General features: G+C 74.1%; 15 protein-coding genes and 3 tRNA genes. 11 read left to right on the top strand and 7 right to left on the bottom strand.

Annotation, left to right across the window (positions count from 1 at the left end; genetic code table 11):
- Positions 1 to 14: 14 nt before the first annotated feature.
- Complete coding sequence (locus BLS21_RS00670; RefSeq protein ID WP_091212540.1) at positions 15 to 785, bottom strand: hypothetical protein; 771 nt, start codon at positions 783 to 785, stop codon at positions 15 to 17.
- A gap of 160 nt (positions 786 to 945) precedes the next feature.
- On the opposite strand from BLS21_RS00670, the gene serA reads away from it, so the two are divergent.
- Both serA and BLS21_RS00660 read left to right on the top strand, forming a co-directional pair.
- Positions 946 to 2,547 (top strand): phosphoglycerate dehydrogenase, encoded by a 1,602-nt coding sequence (serA, locus tag BLS21_RS00665; RefSeq protein ID WP_091212538.1) that lies wholly within the window; start codon positions 946 to 948, stop codon positions 2,545 to 2,547.
- A gap of 16 nt (positions 2,548 to 2,563) precedes the next feature.
- Positions 2,564 to 3,586, top strand: coding sequence for a 3-isopropylmalate dehydrogenase (locus BLS21_RS00660; protein ID WP_091212536.1), 1,023 nt, complete (start codon positions 2,564 to 2,566; stop codon positions 3,584 to 3,586).
- Positions 3,587 to 3,753: 167 nt separating this feature from the next.
- Here the strand turns inward: BLS21_RS00660 and BLS21_RS00655 are convergent, their stop codons facing one another.
- Positions 3,754 to 5,250, bottom strand: a complete 1,497-nt coding sequence (locus tag BLS21_RS00655) for a class I adenylate-forming enzyme family protein (protein ID WP_245699874.1) — start codon at positions 5,248 to 5,250, stop codon at positions 3,754 to 3,756.
- Positions 5,251 to 5,518: 268 nt separating this feature from the next.
- On the opposite strand from BLS21_RS00655, the gene cimA reads away from it, so the two are divergent.
- The gene (gene cimA, locus BLS21_RS00650) at positions 5,519 to 7,093 is read left to right on the top strand and encodes a citramalate synthase (RefSeq protein ID WP_091212533.1); all 1,575 of its coding nucleotides are present in this window, start codon (positions 5,519 to 5,521) and stop codon (positions 7,091 to 7,093) included.
- A 73-nt stretch (positions 7,094 to 7,166) separates the two neighbouring features.
- Here cimA and BLS21_RS00645 read toward each other — a convergent pair whose 3' ends face one another.
- The 5 genes from BLS21_RS00645 to BLS21_RS00625 form a co-directional block, all read right to left on the bottom strand.
- Positions 7,167 to 7,577: a hypothetical protein gene (locus BLS21_RS00645; RefSeq protein WP_091213670.1), complete on the bottom strand. Its 411-nt coding sequence runs from the start codon at positions 7,575 to 7,577 to the stop codon at positions 7,167 to 7,169.
- 79 nt (positions 7,578 to 7,656) lie between these two features.
- Complete coding sequence (locus BLS21_RS00640; RefSeq protein WP_091212531.1) at positions 7,657 to 8,310, bottom strand: response regulator; 654 nt, start codon at positions 8,308 to 8,310, stop codon at positions 7,657 to 7,659.
- Entirely contained in the window at positions 8,307 to 9,425 is a 1,119-nt protein-coding gene (locus BLS21_RS00635; protein WP_091212529.1) for a sensor histidine kinase, read from the bottom strand. The genes BLS21_RS00640 and BLS21_RS00635 overlap by 4 nt, the downstream gene beginning before the upstream one ends.
- Before the next feature lie 69 nt (positions 9,426 to 9,494).
- Positions 9,495 to 9,824, bottom strand: coding sequence for a putative quinol monooxygenase (locus BLS21_RS00630; RefSeq protein ID WP_091212526.1), 330 nt, complete (start codon positions 9,822 to 9,824; stop codon positions 9,495 to 9,497).
- A 25-nt stretch (positions 9,825 to 9,849) separates the two neighbouring features.
- Entirely contained in the window at positions 9,850 to 10,251 is a 402-nt protein-coding gene (locus tag BLS21_RS00625) for a VOC family protein (protein WP_091212524.1), read from the bottom strand.
- 60 nt (positions 10,252 to 10,311) lie between these two features.
- Here BLS21_RS00625 and BLS21_RS00620 point away from each other — a divergent pair, with 60 nt between their 5' ends.
- From BLS21_RS00620 to galK, 8 genes are all read left to right on the top strand, one after another.
- A complete protein-coding gene (locus BLS21_RS00620) occupies positions 10,312 to 11,124 on the top strand; it encodes a fumarylacetoacetate hydrolase family protein (protein ID WP_091212521.1) in 813 nt (270 codons plus the stop codon).
- Positions 11,121 to 12,626 (top strand): glutamate--tRNA ligase, encoded by a 1,506-nt coding sequence (gene gltX / locus BLS21_RS00615; RefSeq protein ID WP_091212519.1) that lies wholly within the window; start codon positions 11,121 to 11,123, stop codon positions 12,624 to 12,626. Before BLS21_RS00620 ends, gltX begins: the two co-directional genes overlap by 4 nt.
- Positions 12,627 to 12,630: 4 nt before the next feature.
- Complete coding sequence (locus BLS21_RS00610) at positions 12,631 to 13,926, top strand: type II CAAX endopeptidase family protein (protein ID WP_139176982.1); 1,296 nt, start codon at positions 12,631 to 12,633, stop codon at positions 13,924 to 13,926.
- A tRNA-Gln gene (locus BLS21_RS00605) sits at positions 13,912 to 13,983 on the top strand. Before BLS21_RS00610 ends, BLS21_RS00605 begins: the two co-directional genes overlap by 15 nt.
- A 48-nt stretch (positions 13,984 to 14,031) precedes the next feature.
- Positions 14,032 to 14,104: transfer RNA gene (locus BLS21_RS00600), tRNA-Glu, on the top strand.
- Positions 14,105 to 14,211: 107 nt separating this feature from the next.
- Positions 14,212 to 14,284: transfer RNA gene (locus BLS21_RS00595), tRNA-Glu, on the top strand.
- 142 nt (positions 14,285 to 14,426) lie between these two features.
- Positions 14,427 to 15,524, top strand: coding sequence for a galactose-1-phosphate uridylyltransferase (gene galT, locus BLS21_RS00590; protein WP_091212514.1), 1,098 nt, complete (start codon positions 14,427 to 14,429; stop codon positions 15,522 to 15,524).
- Positions 15,521 to 16,678, top strand: a complete 1,158-nt coding sequence (galK, locus tag BLS21_RS00585; protein WP_091212511.1) for a galactokinase — start codon at positions 15,521 to 15,523, stop codon at positions 16,676 to 16,678. Before galT ends, galK begins: the two co-directional genes overlap by 4 nt.
- Positions 16,679 to 16,699 lie beyond the last annotated feature (21 nt).

Below are 16,699 nucleotides of genomic sequence, written 5' to 3'. Positions count from 1 at the left end.
CCCCCGGCCCGGCGTCAGCGGCCGCGCCGCGCGCGGTGCGCGGCGAAGTACTGCGCGGCCGGCCGCAGGCACAGCAGCACGACGATCGCCAGGGCCGCTAGGAACAGCAGCAGGGAGAAGACGACCTCGCCGCCACCGGCCCCGCCGGTCGACACGCCCGAGAGGACGCCGACCAGGAACAGCGCGGTCACCGCCACGGCGATCGCCCCGCCCACCAGCAGCAGCACGCGGCTGCGACCGGTCAGCGCGCGCACCGCGCCCCAGATCATGAGCACGGTCCAGACCAGGGCGAGGATCCCCAGGACCACGAGCACGCCGGTGATCTGACCGGTGTCGACCCCGCCGGTGTCGACGTCCTCGAAGGCCGGGTCGCTGGCGACCAGGTCCTCGAAGACGGTGCCGAACACCGCGCCGCCCAGGAGCAGGCCCAGGGACATCAGCGCGCCGAAGGCGCCGAAGACGAAGCCGAGGACGGCGGCGACCACGACCGGCGTGGGGCGCGCGGGCACCGCCGTCTGCCCGTACTGGCCGTACTGCCCGTACTGGCCCTGCGGCGAGTACGGGTTGTAGCCGCCCGGCTGGCCGTACTGCTGGGGGTACCCCGGCTGGCCGTACTGCTGCGCGTACCCGGGCTGGCCGGGCGGCTGGCCCTGGCCGAAGGGGGAGGGCTGGTACTGCTGGCCCCCGTACGGCTGCCCGGACTGGTGGGGCGGCTGACCGTACTGCTGCGGAGGCGTGTACCGGGGGTCCGTGCCGGAGCCGCGCTCGTCGTCGTGGGTGCTCATGGTCTCCTCCGTCGGCGCCGGCGTCCGCCGACCGTCCCGGCCAGGATGTCCGGCCGTCCCCACCCGGGCAAGCGACCCCACCCCTCGGCGGGGGATCGCCGATCGCCACGGGAAGGGGCTGGTGGGCCCGGGGCCGCGCTGCTCCCTAGGCTGTGGTCCCGTGACCACGACCGCGCCCGTCGTCCTGATCGCCGAGGAACTCGCTCCCAGCGTGCTGGAGGTGCTGGGGCGTGACGTCGAGATCCGTCACGTGGACGGCGCCGACCGCGCCGCCCTGCTGCCCGCGCTGGCCGACGCCGCCGCGGTGATGATCCGCAGCGCCACGCAGATCGACGCCGAGGCGCTGGCCGCCGCCCCGAACCTCAAGGTCGTCGCCCGCGCCGGCATCGGCCTGGACAACGTCGACGTGTCCGCGGCGACCGAGCGCGGGGTCATGGTGGTCAACGCCCCGACCTCGAACATCGTCAGCGCCGCCGAGCACGCGGTGGCCCTGCTGCTGGCCGCCGCGCGCCACATCCCGGCCGCCGACGCGTCGCTGCGCGAGGGCACCTGGAAGCGCTCCAAGTTCACCGGCGTCGAGGTCACCGACAAGGTCCTCGGCGTGGTCGGCCTGGGGCGGATCGGCCAGCTGGTCGCCCAGCGGCTGGCCGCCTTCGGCGTCACGCTCATCGCCTACGACCCCTACATCCAGCCGGGCCGGGCCGCCCAGCTCGGCGTCCGCATGGTGTCGCTGGAGGAGCTGCTGCGCGAGGCGGACTTCATCACGATCCACCTGCCCAAGACGCCGGAGACCCTGGGCCTCATCGGCGCCGCCGAGCTCGCCACCACCAAGCGCGGCGTGATCATCGTCAACGCCGCCCGCGGCGGGCTGGTCGACGAGGCGGCGCTGGCCGACGCGCTGAAGTCGGGCCAGGTCGGCGCGGCGGGCATCGACGTGTACGCCAAGGAGCCGTGCACCGACAGCCCGCTGTTCGAGCTGCCGAACACCGTCGTCACCCCGCACCTGGGCGCCTCCACGACCGAGGCGCAGGACAAGGCCGGCACCGCCGTGGCGCACTCGGTGCGGCTGGCGCTGCAGGGCGAGTTCGTGCCCGACGCGGTGAACGTCCAGGCCGGCGGGGTCGTCGCCGAGGACGTCCGCCCGGGCCTGCCGCTGGCCGAGAAGCTCGGCCGGGTGTTCACCGCCGTCGCGGGCGGGCTGGCCCAGTCGGTCACCGTCGAGGTCCGCGGCAAGATCGCCGAGTTCGACGACTCGGTGGTGCAGCTCGCCGTCCTCAAGGGCGTGTTCTCCGACGTGGTCGAGGAGCAGGTCACCTACGTCAACGCCCCGCTGTTCGCCCAGCAGCGCGGCCTCGAGGTGGCGCTGACCAGCGAGGTCGAGAGCCCCGACTACCGCAACCTGATCACCGTCCGCGGCGCGATGGCCGACGGCACCGAGGTGACCGTCTCCGGCACCCTGTTCGGCAAGAACCAGGTGCCCAAGCTGGTCGAGGTCAACGGCTTCGACATGGACCTGGACGCGTCGGGCTACCTGCTGTTCTTCGTCTACACCGACCGGCCCGGCGTCGTCGGCACGGTCGGCGCGGCGCTGGGGGAGGCCGGGATCAACATCGCCGGCGCGCAGGTCAGCCGCACCACCCGCGGCGGCGAGGCGCTCATGGCGGTGACCGTCGACAGCCCGGTCCCGGCCGAGCTGCTGGGTGACATCGCCGGCCGGATCGGCGCGCGTGAGGCCCGCTCCGCGGACCTCACCCCGCGCTGACCTAGGGTCTGTCCCCATGCGCCTGGCTGTGATCCCTGGAGACGGAATCGGTCCGGAGGTGGTGGCCGAGGGCCTCAAGGTCCTCCGCGCGGTCGCGCCCGACGTCGAGAGCACCCCCTACGACCTCGGCGCGTCGCGGTGGCAGCGCACCGGCGAGCTGCTGCCGGACACGGTGCTCGACGAGCTGCGCCAGCACGACGGGATCCTGCTCGGCGCCATCGGCGACCCCAGCGTCCCGCCGGGGATCCTCGAGCGCGGCCTGCTGCTGCGGCTGCGCTTCGAGCTCGACCACCACGTCAACCTGCGCCCGGCCCGGCTGTTCGACGGCGTCCGCAGCCCGCTGGCCGGGCCCGGCGCCATCGACATGCTGTGCGTGCGCGAGGGCACCGAGGGGCCCTACGTGGGCAACGGCGGCGTCCTGCGCCGCGACACCCCGCACGAGGTGGCCACCGAGGTCAGCCTGAACACCGCGTTCGGCGTCGAGCGGGTCGTCCGCTACGCCTTCGAGCGGGCCGTCGCCCGGCCGCGCAAGCACCTGACGCTGATCCACAAGACCAACGTGCTCACCCACGCCGGGTCGCTGTGGTCGCGGACGGTCGAGGAGGTCTCCGCGGAGTTCCCCGAGGTCACCGTCGCCTACCAGCACGTCGACGCGGCCTCGATGTTCTTCGTGACCGACCCGGGCCGCTTCGACGTCATCGTCACCGACAACCTGTTCGGCGACATCGTCACCGACCTGGCCGCGGCCGTCACCGGTGGCATCGGGCTGGCCGCCAGCGGCAACCTCGACGCCTCGGGCACCAACCCCAGCATGTTCGAGCCGGTGCACGGCTCGGCACCCGACATCGCCGGCACGGGGGTCGCCGACCCCACCGCCACGGTGCTGTCGGTCGGCCTGCTGCTCGAGCACCTCGGCCGCGCCGACCAGGCCCGCAAGGTCAACGCCGCCGTCGCCTTCGACCTCTCCACCCGCGACCCGCAGGCCCCGGTGCGCACCCAGGAGGTCGGCGACCGGCTCGCCGCGCTCGCCGGCGGCTGAGCGCCCCCGGATGACCAGCTGAGCTGATCACCCGGGGTCCGGGCTCGCCACCGGTCGTGAGCCCGGACCCGCAACGGTGAGCCCGGATCGGTGTTGCCGCCGAGAGACCCGAACGGGGCCACGGACGGCCTCGACGGTGGGCACGGATCTCCTCGGGTGGTCCTCTCTCAGCGGACGGGCTGCCAGTCGCCCTGCTCCCGCAGCGGCGGCTTGAGCACCTTGCCGCCGGGGTTGCGGGGCAGCGGTTCGCTGCGGACGGACAGGTACTGCGGCACCTTGAAGTCGGCCAGCCGCTCGCGGGCGAAGGCGACCAGGTCGTCCGGGTCGAGTGCCCGGCCGGGCAGGGGGACGACGACGGCACCGACCTTCTCGCCCATCATCGGGTCGGCGACGCCGACGACCGCGACCTCGCCCACGGCCGGGTGCGCGGCCAGGGCGTTCTCCACCTCGACGCAGTACACGTTCTCGCCACCGCGGTTGATCATGTCCTTCTTGCGGTCGACGACGTACACGAGGCCCTCGTCGTCGATGCGGGCGAGGTCGCCGCTGTGCAGCCAGCCATCGACGAACGACTCCGCCGTCTGCACCGGCTTGCGCCAGTAGCCGGCGACGACGTTCGGTCCCCGGATCAGCAGCTCGCCGACACCGGTCCCCGGATCGGCGTCGGCGAGGTCCAGGTCGACCACCGGCGCCGGGAAGCCCACCGAGTCGGCGTGTTCGGCGGCGTACTCGTCGGGCAGGTAGGTGGACACCGACGACGTCTCGGTCAGCCCGAAGCCGTTGCCGACCCGCGCGGTCGGGAAGGCCTCCTTGATGCGGTGCACGAGGTCCGGTGCGATGGGCGCCCCGCCGTAGCTGAGCGCCCGCACCGACGAGGTGTCGACGTCGGCGAAGTCCGGTTGCTGCAGCGCCAACCAGTAGATCGCCGGCACCGTCGTGAGCACGTCGACGCGCTCGTCGGCGATGGCGCGCAGGAAGGCGCGGACCTCGAAGACCGGCATGACCACCGCCCGCCCGCCGGTCGCCGTGACCACCAGCAGCTGGGAGTTGCAGCCGGTGACGTGGAACAGCGGCACCGAGATGAGCGTGGTCAGCTGCTGGCGGTCGAGGGACAGGCAGCGCAGGCAGGTCTCGACGTTCGACAGGAAGTTCTCGTGGGTGGTCATCGCACCCTTGGGGAAGCCGGTGGTGCCACTGGTGTAGAAGATCGCGGCCAGGTCGGTGTGCCCCTGCTCGGTCACCTCCAGCGGTTCGCCGTCGGGCAGCGCGGCCCCGGGCTCGATGGCGTACGCGGCACCGGAGTCCTCCAGGACGTAGCGCACCTCGGGATCGGCGAAGCGGGTGTTCACCGGGACGGCGACCGCGCCAGCGAGCAGCGTGCCCCAGAACGCGTACACCCAGTCGTTGCCGTTGCCCAGCCGGTTGGCGACCCGGTCGCCCGGCTGCACGCCCGCGGCCCGCAGCCCGCCGGCGACGCGCGTCGCGCGGTTCCACAGCTGCCGGTAGGTCACCCGTTCGCCGCCGAGCTCGACCAGCGCCTCCGCATCGGGGTGCGCGTCGACCGCCGTGCGCAGCATCGTGACCAGGTTCCGGGGCAGCCGGGTGTAGCGCCGGACGCCGTCGGGGCCGACCTCGGTACCGCTGCGGTCGAACGGATGGGGCACCCGGGCCTCCCGATGGGACGTCGTCTGCGACCCTGCGCTGGGCAGTGTGTCGGGGCTCACCCCGGGAGTCCATCGGTGGGCACGGCACGGCGGCGGTCGATCGGGACGTCCGGGCGTGCTTTACTCGACGGCGATGCACTCCGCCGGCTCGATCGCCATCGCCTCGCTCATTAGCACGTAGCGCGCAGTCCCCTCCCCGACCGCGCGCCGACCTCCCGTACCCGGGGGGTCTTTTTGGTGTTCGGGCCGCCCACCCGCAGGAGATCCGATGTCCACCCCGCTCGACTTCCACGTCTTCGACACCACGCTGCGCGACGGCGCCCAGCGCGAGGGCGTGAGCTACTCCGTCGCCGACAAGCTGGCCGTCGCCCGGCTGCTCGACGAGATCGGCGTCGGCTTCATCGAAGGTGGGTGGCCGGGCGCGCTGCCCAAGGACACCGAGTTCTTCGCCCGCGCCCGCACCGAGCTCAAGCTGCGGCACGCCCAGCTGGTGGCGTTCGGCTCCACCCGCAAGGCCGGCGTCCGCGTCGAGGACGACGCCCAGGTGCGCGCACTGCTCGACGCCGAGACGCCGGTGGTCTGCCTGGTCGCGAAGTCCGACGTCCGGCACGTGCGCGAGGCGCTGCGGACGACGCTCGAGGAGAACCTCGCGATGGTGCGCGACACCGTCGCCTTCCTGGTCGGGCACGGCCGGCGGGTGTTCGTCGACTGCGAGCACTTCTTCGACGGCTACGCCGCCGACCCCGACCACGGCGTCGAGGTGCTGCGGACGGCCTTCGCCGCGGGCGCCGAGGTCGGGGTCCTGTGCGACACCAACGGCGGGATGCTGCCGATGGGCGTCGGCCGGGTCGTCGCCGACGTCCGCGCCCGGGTCGAGGGCCGCCTGGGCATCCACTGCCAGGACGACACCGGCTGTGCCGTCGCCAACACCCTGGCCGCGGTCGAGGCCGGCGTCACCCACGTGCAGGGGACGGCGAACGGCTACGGCGAGCGCGCCGGCAACGCCGACACCTTCGTGCTGATCGCCAACCTGGTCACCAAGATGGGCCTGCCGGTCGTCCCCGAGGGCTGCCTGACCGAGCTGCAGCGGGTCAGCCACGCCATCGCCGAGCTGGCCAACATCGCCCCCGACGAGCACCAGCCCTACGTCGGCGCCTCGGCGTTCGCGCACAAGGCCGGCCTGCACGCCAGCGCGATCAAGGTCAGCCCCGAGCTGTACAACCACCTCGACCCCGAGCTCGTGGGCAACGACATGCGCATCCTGGTCACCGAGATGGCCGGCCGGGCGTCGGTGGAGCTCAAGGGCCGCGAGCTCGGCGTCGACCTCGACGGGCACACCGACGTCATCGGCCGGGTCGTCGACCGGGTCAAGGTGCTCGAGGCCGACGGCTGGTCGTTCGAGGCCGCCGACGCCTCCTTCGAGCTGCTGCTGCGCGCCGAGCTGCCCGACGCACCGCCGCCGCTGTTCGAGCTGGAGAGCTACCGGACCTCCGTCGAGCACTGGGGCAACGGCCAGGTCATGAGCGAGGCCACGGTCAAGGTGCACGTCGACGGGCAGCGGGTCATCAGCACCGGCGAGGGCAACGGCCCGGTCAACGCGCTGGACAACGCGCTGCGCCAGGCGCTGGTCAGCCGCTACCCGCAGCTGGCCGACGTCTCGCTGGCCGACTACAAGGTCCGCATCCTGGGCTGGAAGGGCGGCAGCGGCGCCACGACCCGGGTGCTGATCGACAGCACCGACGGGGTGGGGGAGTGGACCACCGTGGGCGTCCACGACAACATCGTCGAGGCCTCCTGGCACGCCCTGGTCGACGCCCTCACCTACGCCGTCCGCAACCGCTGACGCCGCACGAGTGCGCGGAGGAGGACCTGTCGCAGGTCCTGGACAGGTCCTCCTCCGCGCACTCTCGGTGTCCTCAGCAGCCGGCGTACTCGTCGAGGCGCCACCACATCGCCAGCGCCATGGCGGGGAGCATCAGCACGTGCCCGGCGGTGAACAGGAACGAGCCGGACACCGCGCCCGCCCAGTAGGGCACCAGCAGGACGGCGAACGGCACGTACATCGCCGCGGACATCTCCGCGATCGCGGGCCAGGAGTGGCCGCGGAACCGCATCCAGGCGGCCATCGCGACGGCCATGTTGGTGGCCATGACCACGGCGTGCACGTCGACCCGGTCGTCCACGCCGGGCCAGAGGAGGGCCTCGACCGGGCCCAGCACCGCCATCCCGACCACCATCGCGACGACCATCTCGAGGTAGTGGCGGACGAGGTGCCAGGTGCGCCGGCCGCGGCTGTGCGCGTGCCGGGGAGGGGTCTGCGTCGTCATGCCGGAGAGCGTCGGACGCCGCGCCGTCCCTGCCAGGTGCCGGAGGTCACGGTCGCCGGTCACGTCCCGGCATGACCCCTCAGAGCAGGTCGAGGGCCCGGGCGCGCAGCGCCGCCTGGGTGCGGTCCCGGGCGCCGAGCTTGCCCAGCACGTTGGTCACGTGGTTCTTGACCGTGCCCTCGGCCAGGAACAGCGCCGTCGCGATCTCCCGGTTGCTGCGGCCGTCGGCCAGCAGCCGGAGCACGTCGAGCTCGCGGTCGGACAGCGGCACGACCAGCGGCTGCGGCCGGGACCGCGGGGCGTCGTCCAGCTGCGCGAAGCGGGCCACCACCTTCGCCGCGACCGAGGGCTGCAGCACCGACTCCCCGCGCGCCGCCGACAGCACCGCCTCGACCAGGCGGTCGGAGGAGACGTCCTTGAGCAGGTAGCCCAGCGCGCCGGCCCGCAGCGCCGCGAAGACGTCCTCGTCGTCGTCGAAGGTCGTCAGCGCCAGCACCCGCACACCGGGCTGCTCGACCTTGAGCCGCCGGGTCGCGGCGATCCCGTCGAGCACCGGCATGTGCAGGTCCATCAGGACGACGTCGGGCTGCAGCGCGGCCGCCCGCTCCAGCGCCTGGTGCCCGTTCCCGGCCTCCCCGACGACCTCGACCTCGGGCCGGGCGCCCAGCAGCGTGGCCAACGCCTCGCGGAACAGCGCCTGGTCGTCGACCACCAGCACGCGGACGGCGCTCATCCCGGCACCTCCACCAGCAGCTCGGTGCCCCCGCCCGGGACCGGTGCCACGACCAGCTGCCCGCCGGCGCGCGCCGCCCGCTCCCGCAACCCGACCAGCCCGAAGCCGCGCGGGTCCGCGTCGTGCGCACCCGCAGGCAGGCCGCAGCCGTCGTCCCGCACGCTCAGCCGCACCGTCCCGTCGTCGCCGTAGGTCAGGGTCACCCGGGCCGAGGTCGCCGCCGCGTGCTTGCGGACGTTGGTCAGCCCCTCCTGCGCCGACCGGAACAGGGACTCCTCGGCCTCCGCGGGCAGCCGCCGCTCGGTACCGACGACCTCGAGCGTCGCGGGGACGCCGGCCGCGGAGACCTCGGCGGTGAGCGCCTCGAGCGCGGCGCGCAGCGGCGGCGACGTCCGGGGCTCGCGCAGCGTGGCCACCGACCGGCGGACCTCGGCCAGCGCCTCGCTGGCCTGCTGCTGGGCCTTGGCGAGCACCTCGTCGGCGCGGCCGGGGTCCGACGGCAGCACGGCCCGCGCGGCCTGCACCTGCATCTGCACGACGGTCAGGTGGTGGCCGAGGCCGTCGTGGATGTCGCGGGCCAGCCGGTTGCGCTCCCGCGTGGTCGCGAGCTCCTCGGCCTGTGCGGCGTACCCGCGCAGCCGCTCGTTCGCCTCGGCCAGCTCGCCTCGGGCCTGCTGCTCCCGCTGGAGCAGTGCGGTGACGACCGCGGTGAAGACCGCCGCGCCCAGCATCCCGAGGCCGTTGCGCGCGAAGTCGGCCCAGCCCATCCCGGCGTGCACGAGGGGGACCAGTGCCGTGACCACGGCGGCGGCCGGCAGCGGCAGGAGCAGCACGCTCTGCGCGACCAGCACGAGCAGCAGCAGGGTCGCCCCCACCCCGGCGTGCGCCGCGCCGAACATCAGCGCGCCGAGGGGGAGCTGCAGGCACACGTGTCCGGCGGTCAGCCAGTACCGGCGGGGCACGGGCTGACCGGCGAGCCAGGGCAGCGCGACGAGCGCGTGCGCCGCGAACGTCACGCCGAGGGCGACGGCGAGCAGCGGGCGCGGGTCGTCGGTCGCCTCGACCACGACCGTGAGCAGCGCGAGGCACGTCAGCACCGCGAGAGCGCGGGTCACGTGATCACTCTCGCAGGTGCAGCAGCGGTTGCGCGGAGGACGACGCGTCCCCCCCGCGACCCGCGGCGGCTAGCCCCTGGGCTGGACCTCGCCCATGGGGCCGAAGCCGCTGACCTCCGGGGCGTCGATGTAGATGATCTGCGGCTGTTCGGCGACCAGGTCGGACATCCAGTCGAACGCGGCCTTGGCGTGCGGGGTGGCGACGTGCGAGGCGCCGGCCTCGGAGTCCCGGAAGCCCTCGATGCAGACGAAGGTGTTGGGGTCCTCGACGCTGCGGGACCACTCGAAGAACAGGCTGCCCTCCTCGGCGTTCACCGCCCGGGCGTACTCGTCGGCGTGGGTCCGGAACTCGTCGATGCGGTCGGGCCGGACGGGCATCTTGATGACGATCAGGATCATGTCGGTCTCCTCTGTCAGGACTCGGTCACAGCGGATCGAGGCGGCGGCGCAGGAGGCAGAACTCGTTGCCCTCCGGATCGGCCAGCACGTACCAGCTCACTGCATCCTGCTCACCCGCCCGACCCTCCCGCTGGCCCACGTCCGCCCGGGTGGCTCCCAGCGCGAGCAGCCGTGCCAGCTCGGCGTCCTGGTCGCGGTCGGTGGGGCTGACGTCGACGTGCAGCCGCACCTTCCCCGGTGTCGGCTCGGCCACCGGGGCGAAGACGAGCGTCGGCGCCGGACCGCCGAAGCCGGTGACGGGACCGATCTCCACGGCGCCGTCCTCCTCCCGGCCGAGGACCTCGTACCCGAGGACCTCGGCCCAGAAGGCCGCCAGCGCCTCGGGATCGCGGCTGTCCACCACGAGTTCCGAGAAACGGCAGGCCATGGGGGCACGGTAGGTCCTCCTCGGCACGGGCGCGCGCGAAGCGGCGACTAGCCTCGGGGCGTGCGCATCGTCCGCTTCGCCTCGCCCTCGGGCATGTCCTTCGGCGTCCTCGACGGCGACGGCCAGGTCGCCCAGATCGAGGGCCACCCGTTCGGCACCATCTCCTTCACCGGCCAGCGTTACGCGCAGGCCGACGTGCGGCTGCTCTCGCCGATCCTGCCGAGCAAGGTGGTGGCCGTCGGCAAGAACTACGCGGCCCACGTCGAGGAGATGGGCACCGGCGACGCCCCGTCGCAGCCGCTGCTGTTCCTCAAGCCGTCGACGACGGTCATCGGCCCGGGCGACGCCATCCGCATCCCACCGGGCAGCACCAACGTCCACCACGAGGTCGAGCTGGCCGTCGTCATCGGCGCCCGCGGCGCCCGCCACGTCACCCCGGAGCAGGCGCTGGGCAGCGTGTTCGGCTACACGATCGCCAACGACGTCACCGAGCGGGACATGCAGGCCAGCGACGGGCAGTGGACCCGCGCCAAGGGCTTCGACTCCTTCTGCCCGCTGGGCCCGTGGATCGAGACCGACCTCGCCGGCCTGGGCAAGGACCCCGCCGACCTGGAGGTCACCTGCACGGTGGACGGCGAGCTGCGCCAGTCCGGCCGCACCAGCCAGCTGCTCTTCGGCATCCCGACGCTGGTCTCCTACATCTCGCAGGTGATGACCCTGCTGCCCGGCGACGTCGTGCTCACCGGCACCCCCAGCGGCGTGGGCCCGATCCGGCCCGGCCAGCGGGTGGAGTGCGCCATCGAGGGCCTGGGTTCCCTGGTCAACGGTGTCAGCGGCGCCGACACCGCCTCCACCGCCGGCGGCCTGCGGTGACCGCGACCGGCCTCCCGCCCACCGCCCCGACGACGACCCGCACCCGGTTCTGCCCGTCGCCGACGGGCATGGTGCACGTCGGCCTGCTCCGGACCGCGCTGTTCAACTGGGCGCACGCCCGGCACACCGGCGGCACGTTCGTCTTCCGCATCGAGGACACCGACGCCTCGCGCGACTCCGAGGAGTCCTACCGGCACCTGCTCGACAGCCTGCGCTGGCTGGGCCTGGAGTGGGACGAGGGCCCAGAGGTCGGCGGCCCGCACGGGCCCTACCGGCAGTCCGAGCGGCACGAGGTCTACCGCGAGGTCGCCCAGAAGCTGCTGGCGGCGGGGCACGCCTACGAGTCCTTCTCCACCAACGAGGAGGTCGAGGCCCGCCGGCTGGCCGCGGGGCAGGACCCGAAGCTCGGCTACGACAACGCCGACCGGTTCCTCACCGACGAGCAGAAGGCGGCCCTCCGCGCCGAGGGCCGCGAGCCGGTGCTGCGGCTGCGGATGCCCGACGAGGACCTCGCCTGGACCGACCTGGTCCGCGGGGAGATCCGCTTCGCCGCCGGTTCCGTGCCTGACTTCGTCATCGTCCGGGCCAACGGGGTGCCGCTCTACCCGTTCGTCAACCCGGTGGACGACGCCCTGATGGGCATCACCGACGTCCTGCGCGGGGAGGACCTGCTGCCCTCCACGCCGCGGCAGCTGGCGCTCTACGGCGCGCTGGCCGACATCGGCGTCGCCTCCGGCGCGCCGCGCTTCGGCCACCTCCCCTACGTGACGGGGGAGGGCAACAGGAAGCTCTCGAAGCGCGACCCGCAGTCCAACGTCGACGTCTACCGCGAGCGCGGCTTCGTCCCCGAGGGCTTCGCCAACTACCTCGCCCTGCTGGGCTGGTCGATCGCCGAGGACCGCGACGTCTTCTCGATGCAGGAGATGGTCGAGGCCTTCGACGTCACCCGGGTCAGCGCCAACCCGGCCCGCTTCGACCTGAAGAAGGCCGAGGCGATCAACGCCACCCACCTGCGCGCGCTGCCGGTGGAGGACTTCACCGAGCGGGTGGTGCCCTTCCTCGCCCGCGCCGGGCTGGTCGCGGAGCCGCCGACGGCCGAGCAGTGGCGCGTCCTCGAGACGATCGCCCCGCTGGCCCAGGAGCGCATGATCGTCCTCTCCGACGCCGTGGGGCTGCTCGGTTTCCTGTTCGTGGACGACGTCGAGATCGACCCGGCGGCCGCGGCCAAGCAGCTGGCCGGCCCGGAGGCGGCCGAGGTGCTCGACGCCGCGCAGGCCGCGCTGCGCCAGCTGCCCGAGTGGACGACGCCGGCCATCGAGACCGCGCTCAGGGAGGCGCTCGTCGAGGGGCTGGGCCGCAAGCCGCGCCAGGCGTTCGGCCCGGTGCGCGTCGCCGTCAGCGGCCGCACGGTGTCGCCGCCGCTGTACGAGTCCATCGAGCTGCTGGGTCGCGAGCGCAGCCTCGCCCGCCTCGCCGCGGCGCGGGCCGCCGTCCCCGGGTGACCGGATGAGCGCAGCGGGACCGCCCGGCTGGGCCGTGCCGGACGACGAGCCCTACGCCGGGCCACCGCCGACCGGGCCCTACGCCGCGCCGCCCCACGTCCCCGGGGCGCTGTACGGCGGGCACGCGCCGCCGGCCGCGGGGACGGCGGCCGGTCCGGTCCCGTGGCCGCTCGGACCGGTGCCGCTGCAGCCGGGGCCGCACACCGCCCCGCCGTGGGGGCCGCCTCCCGCGCCGCCGTGGGTGCCCCCGCCCGGGATGCGGTGGCAGCTGCCGCCGGGCACCCCGCCGCACGACGAACCGGTCGACTACCTGCAGGCCATGCGCTCGCGCGACTGGCACTGGTGGCGGCCGCTGCTGGGCCTGCTGCTGTTCACCGCGGTCTACCTCGTCGCCACCCTCGTGGCGACCGCGGTGGTGTTCGTCGCCGGCTTCGCGACCGGGGCGCTGCCGGACCCCACGGCGATCGACCCGACCGACCTCACCGACCCCGGCCTGCTGCTGCTCACGAACATCTCGCTGATCGTCGCCATCCCCTGCGTGTGGCTGTCGTGGGCCGCCGCGCACGGGATGCGGATCGGCTGGTCGTCGTCGGTGCTGGCCCGGCTGCGGTGGCGGCTGCTGGCGCCGTACACGCTGCTGGCGCTGCCCACGCTCGCTGCCGGGCTCCTGCTGAGCGTCCTGCTGGGCTTCGTGGCCGGGGACTGGGAGGCCACCGGCCCGGTCGACGGGTTCGGATGGCTGCTGCTCGTCGTGCTGCTGACCACGCCGTTGCAGTCGGCCGCGGAGGAGTACGTGTTCCGCGGGTACCTCAGCCAGGCGATCGCCGGGTGGGTGGGCCGGCCCCGCGCGGGCGCGGTGGTGGCGGCGGTGCTGACCGCCGCGCTGTTCTCGGCGGCCCACCTGCCGCCCGACGTCTGGACGTTCCTGGACCGGTTCGCCTTCGGGCTGGCGGCCTCGGCGGTCGTCTGGCTCACGGGTGGCCTCGAGGCGGCGATCGTGCTGCACGCCGTCAACAACGTGGTGGTCTTCCTGCTGGCCGGCTCGCTGGGGGAGGGCGTGGCCACCGACGCCGTCCCGGCCGGGACCGGCGTGCTCGTGGTGCTCATCGACCTGCTCGCCATGGCCGCGTACGTCGGCCTGGTCGTGCGCACCCGCCGGTGGCTGCGGCCGGAGGTGCGGACCGCCGCGCTCGACCTGCGACCACCGTCACCGTGGGGGGTGCCCGGACCACCCCCGGGCATCGGGTATGGTGTTGTGCAGCGCCGCGAGGTGCAGCACCACCCTTGGGGTATGGGGTAATTGGCAGCCCGACGGTTTCTGGTTCCGTTAGTCTAGGTTCGAGTCCTGGTACCCCAGCGAGGAAGACGTCTGCCTGGAGACACACTTCCTCAGCACCACCCGCACGGCCCCGTCGTCTAGCGGCCCAGGACGCCGCCCTCTCACGGCGGTAGCGAGGGTTCGAATCCCTTCGGGGCTACAGCGAGCGAGAGCCCCCGGTCACCCGACCGGGGGCTCTCGTCGTCTCCGGGGGCGCCCACCCCGGTGCGCGGGCCCCGGACGGCACATGGCACCATGGGCGTGCTCGGCCCCGTCGTCTAGCGGCCCAGGACGCCGCCCTCTCACGGCGGTAGCGAGGGTTCGAATCCCTTCGGGGCTACAGCGAGCGAGAGCCCCCGGTCACCCGACCGGGGGCTCTCGTCGTCCCCGGGGCCGCCGGAGTGGCCGGGTCGCTGGGGCGGGTCTAGCGTCGGGACGCCGCTCACGCACAGTCACGAGCGGCGGGAAGGCAGGTCCCACCCGTGATCCGGACGAGTCGTCGGCTGGCCGACGGCCGGGAGATCCTCTACTTCGACGCCGGGGACACCGCGCCGCCGCGCACCGCCGAGGACCCCCGTGACCTGCCCCCGGTCAGCACCCGCTCGCAGCTGCGCCGGGACCCGCTGCTCGGCGAGTGGGTCGTCCTGGCCTCGCACCGGCAGACGCGGACCTTCCTGCCCCCGGCGGACCTCTGCCCGCTCTGCCCGACCCGGCCCGGCCGCGAACCCACCGAGGTCCCCGAGGCCGACTACCAGGTCGTCGTCTTCGAGAACCGCTTCCCGTCCCTGGCGACGGCCGTCGAGCGCGACGTCCCCCCGACCGCGCCCGGCGCCCCGCTGACCGAGCTGCGCCCCGGCTTCGGCCGCTGCGAGGTCGTGGTCTTCACCAGCGAGCACGACCGGTCCTTCGCCACGCTCGGCGCCGACCGGGCCCGGCTGGTCGTCGACGTGTGGGCCGAGCGCACCGCCGAGCTGTCGGCCGTCGACGGGATCGGGCAGGTCTTCGTCTTCGAGAACTCCGGCGAGGAGATCGGGGTGACCCTCTCCCACCCGCACGGGCAGATCTACGCCTACCCGTTCGTGACGCCGCGGGTGGAGAAGGTGCTGGCCTCGGTCGAGCGGCACCGGCGGGAGACCGGCGGCGACCTGTTCGCCGACGTGCTCACGGCCGAGCGCGCCGGGCCCCGCGTGGTCACCGCCAACGAGCACTGGACGGCGTTCGTGCCGGCCGCCGCCCGCTGGCCCTACGAGCTGCAGGTCTTCCCGCACCGCCGGGTGCCCGACCTGCCCGCGCTCACGGCCGCGGAGCGCGACGCCCTGGCCGAGATCTACCTCGACGTGCTGGGCCGCTTCGCCCACCGCTTCGACACCCCGATGCCCTACATCGCCTCCTGGAACCAGGCCCCGGTCGGCCGCGGGCGCGAGGACTGGTGGCTGCACCTGCAGCTGTTCTCGTTGCGCCGGGCGCCCGGGAAGCTGAAGTACCTGGCCGGGTCGGAGTCCGGCATGGGCGCCTTCATCACCGACACGGTCCCGGAGGACGTCGCCGAGCAGCTGAGGAACGTGGGGACGGCGCAGTGACGGCGGCGGACGTGGCCCGGAAGGCGTTCGCCGAGGCGTTCGGCGGGCCGCCCGAAGGGGTCTGGGCCGCACCGGGCCGGGTGAACGTCATCGGCGAGCACACCGACTACAACGACGGCTTCGTGCTGCCGGTGGCGCTGCCGCAGACCACGCGCGCCGCGGTCGCCCGCCGGGACGACGGGCTGGTCGCCCTCGTCTCCGCACAGCACCCCGACGACCGGGTGGAGGTGCCGGTCACCGAGCTCGCGCCCGGGCGGCCCGGTGGCTGGGCGGGCTACCCGGCCGGCGTCGTCGACGCGCTGCGCGACCGCGTGCCCGGCGGGGTGAGCGTCCTCGTCGACGGCGACGTCCCGGCCGGCATGGGGCTGTCGTCGTCCGCCGCGCTGTCCTGCTCGGTCGCGCTGGCGCTGCGGGACCTCGCCGCCCCCGACCTCGCCGTCGCCGACCTGGTCGACGTGGCACGGCGGGCGGAGAACGACTTCGTGGGCGCGCCCACCGGCATCCTCGACCAGTCCGCCTCGCTGCTGTGCACCGCCGGGCACGCGCTGTTCCTCGACACCCGCGACCGCAGCACCGAGCAGGTGCCGCTGGACCTGCGGGCGGCCGGGCTGGAGCTGCTCGTCGTCGACACCGGGACGACGCACGACCACGCCACCGGCGGCTACGGCGACCGGCGCCGCGAGTGCGAGCAGGCCGCCGAGCGGCTCGGCGTGCGCGCCCTGCGCGACGTCCCGGACGTGGCCGCGCTGGCCCCGCTGGACGACGGCACCTCCGAGGGCGAGGTGCTGCTGCGGCGCGCGCGGCACATCGTCACCGAGAACGCCCGCGTCCTCGAGGTCGTGCGGATCCTGCGCGAGACCGCCGACCCCGGCGCGATCGGGCCGGTGCTCACCGCCGGGCACGCCTCGCTGCGCGACGACTTCCAGATCTCCACGGTCGAGCTCGACACCGCCGTGGACACCGCGCTGGAGGCCGGCGCCGCCGGCGCCCGGATGGTCGGCGGCGGCTTCGGTGGCAGCGCCGTGGTGCTGGTCGACGCCGACCGCACCGGCGGCGTGGCGCGGGCGATCACCGACCGCTTCGCGCAGCAGGGCTTCACGGCTCCGCGGGCCTTCGCGGTCGTGCCGTCCGCAGGCGCCCGGCGCCTCGCCTGACCCACACGCCCCCACAGGAGG

This window comes from Geodermatophilus siccatus, from assembly GCF_900103785.1.
In the GTDB taxonomy this organism is placed as follows: Bacteria; Actinomycetota; Actinomycetes; order Mycobacteriales; family Geodermatophilaceae; genus Geodermatophilus; species Geodermatophilus siccatus.
Note: the sequence above shows the minus strand (reverse complement) of the source record. Positions and strands in the feature narration are given on the sequence as shown.

What these genes read in the sequence shown, in the direction of transcription:
- BLS21_RS00610 (WP_139176982.1), top strand. Translation starts at nt 12,631, where the DNA reads ATGAGCGCAGCGGGACCGCCCGGCTGGGCCGTGCCGGACGACGAGCCC.
- BLS21_RS00645 (WP_091213670.1), bottom strand. Translation starts at nt 7,577, where the DNA reads ATGACGACGCAGACCCCTCCCCGGCACGCGCACAGCCGCGGCCGGCGC.
- BLS21_RS00660 (WP_091212536.1), top strand. Translation starts at nt 2,564, where the DNA reads ATGCGCCTGGCTGTGATCCCTGGAGACGGAATCGGTCCGGAGGTGGTG.
- cimA (WP_091212533.1), top strand. Translation starts at nt 5,519, where the DNA reads ATGTCCACCCCGCTCGACTTCCACGTCTTCGACACCACGCTGCGCGAC.
- BLS21_RS00630 (WP_091212526.1), bottom strand. Translation starts at nt 9,824, where the DNA reads ATGATCCTGATCGTCATCAAGATGCCCGTCCGGCCCGACCGCATCGAC.
- BLS21_RS00625 (WP_091212524.1), bottom strand. Translation starts at nt 10,251, where the DNA reads ATGGCCTGCCGTTTCTCGGAACTCGTGGTGGACAGCCGCGATCCCGAG.
- BLS21_RS00640 (WP_091212531.1), bottom strand. Translation starts at nt 8,310, where the DNA reads ATGAGCGCCGTCCGCGTGCTGGTGGTCGACGACCAGGCGCTGTTCCGC.
- BLS21_RS00670 (WP_091212540.1), bottom strand. Translation starts at nt 785, where the DNA reads ATGAGCACCCACGACGACGAGCGCGGCTCCGGCACGGACCCCCGGTAC.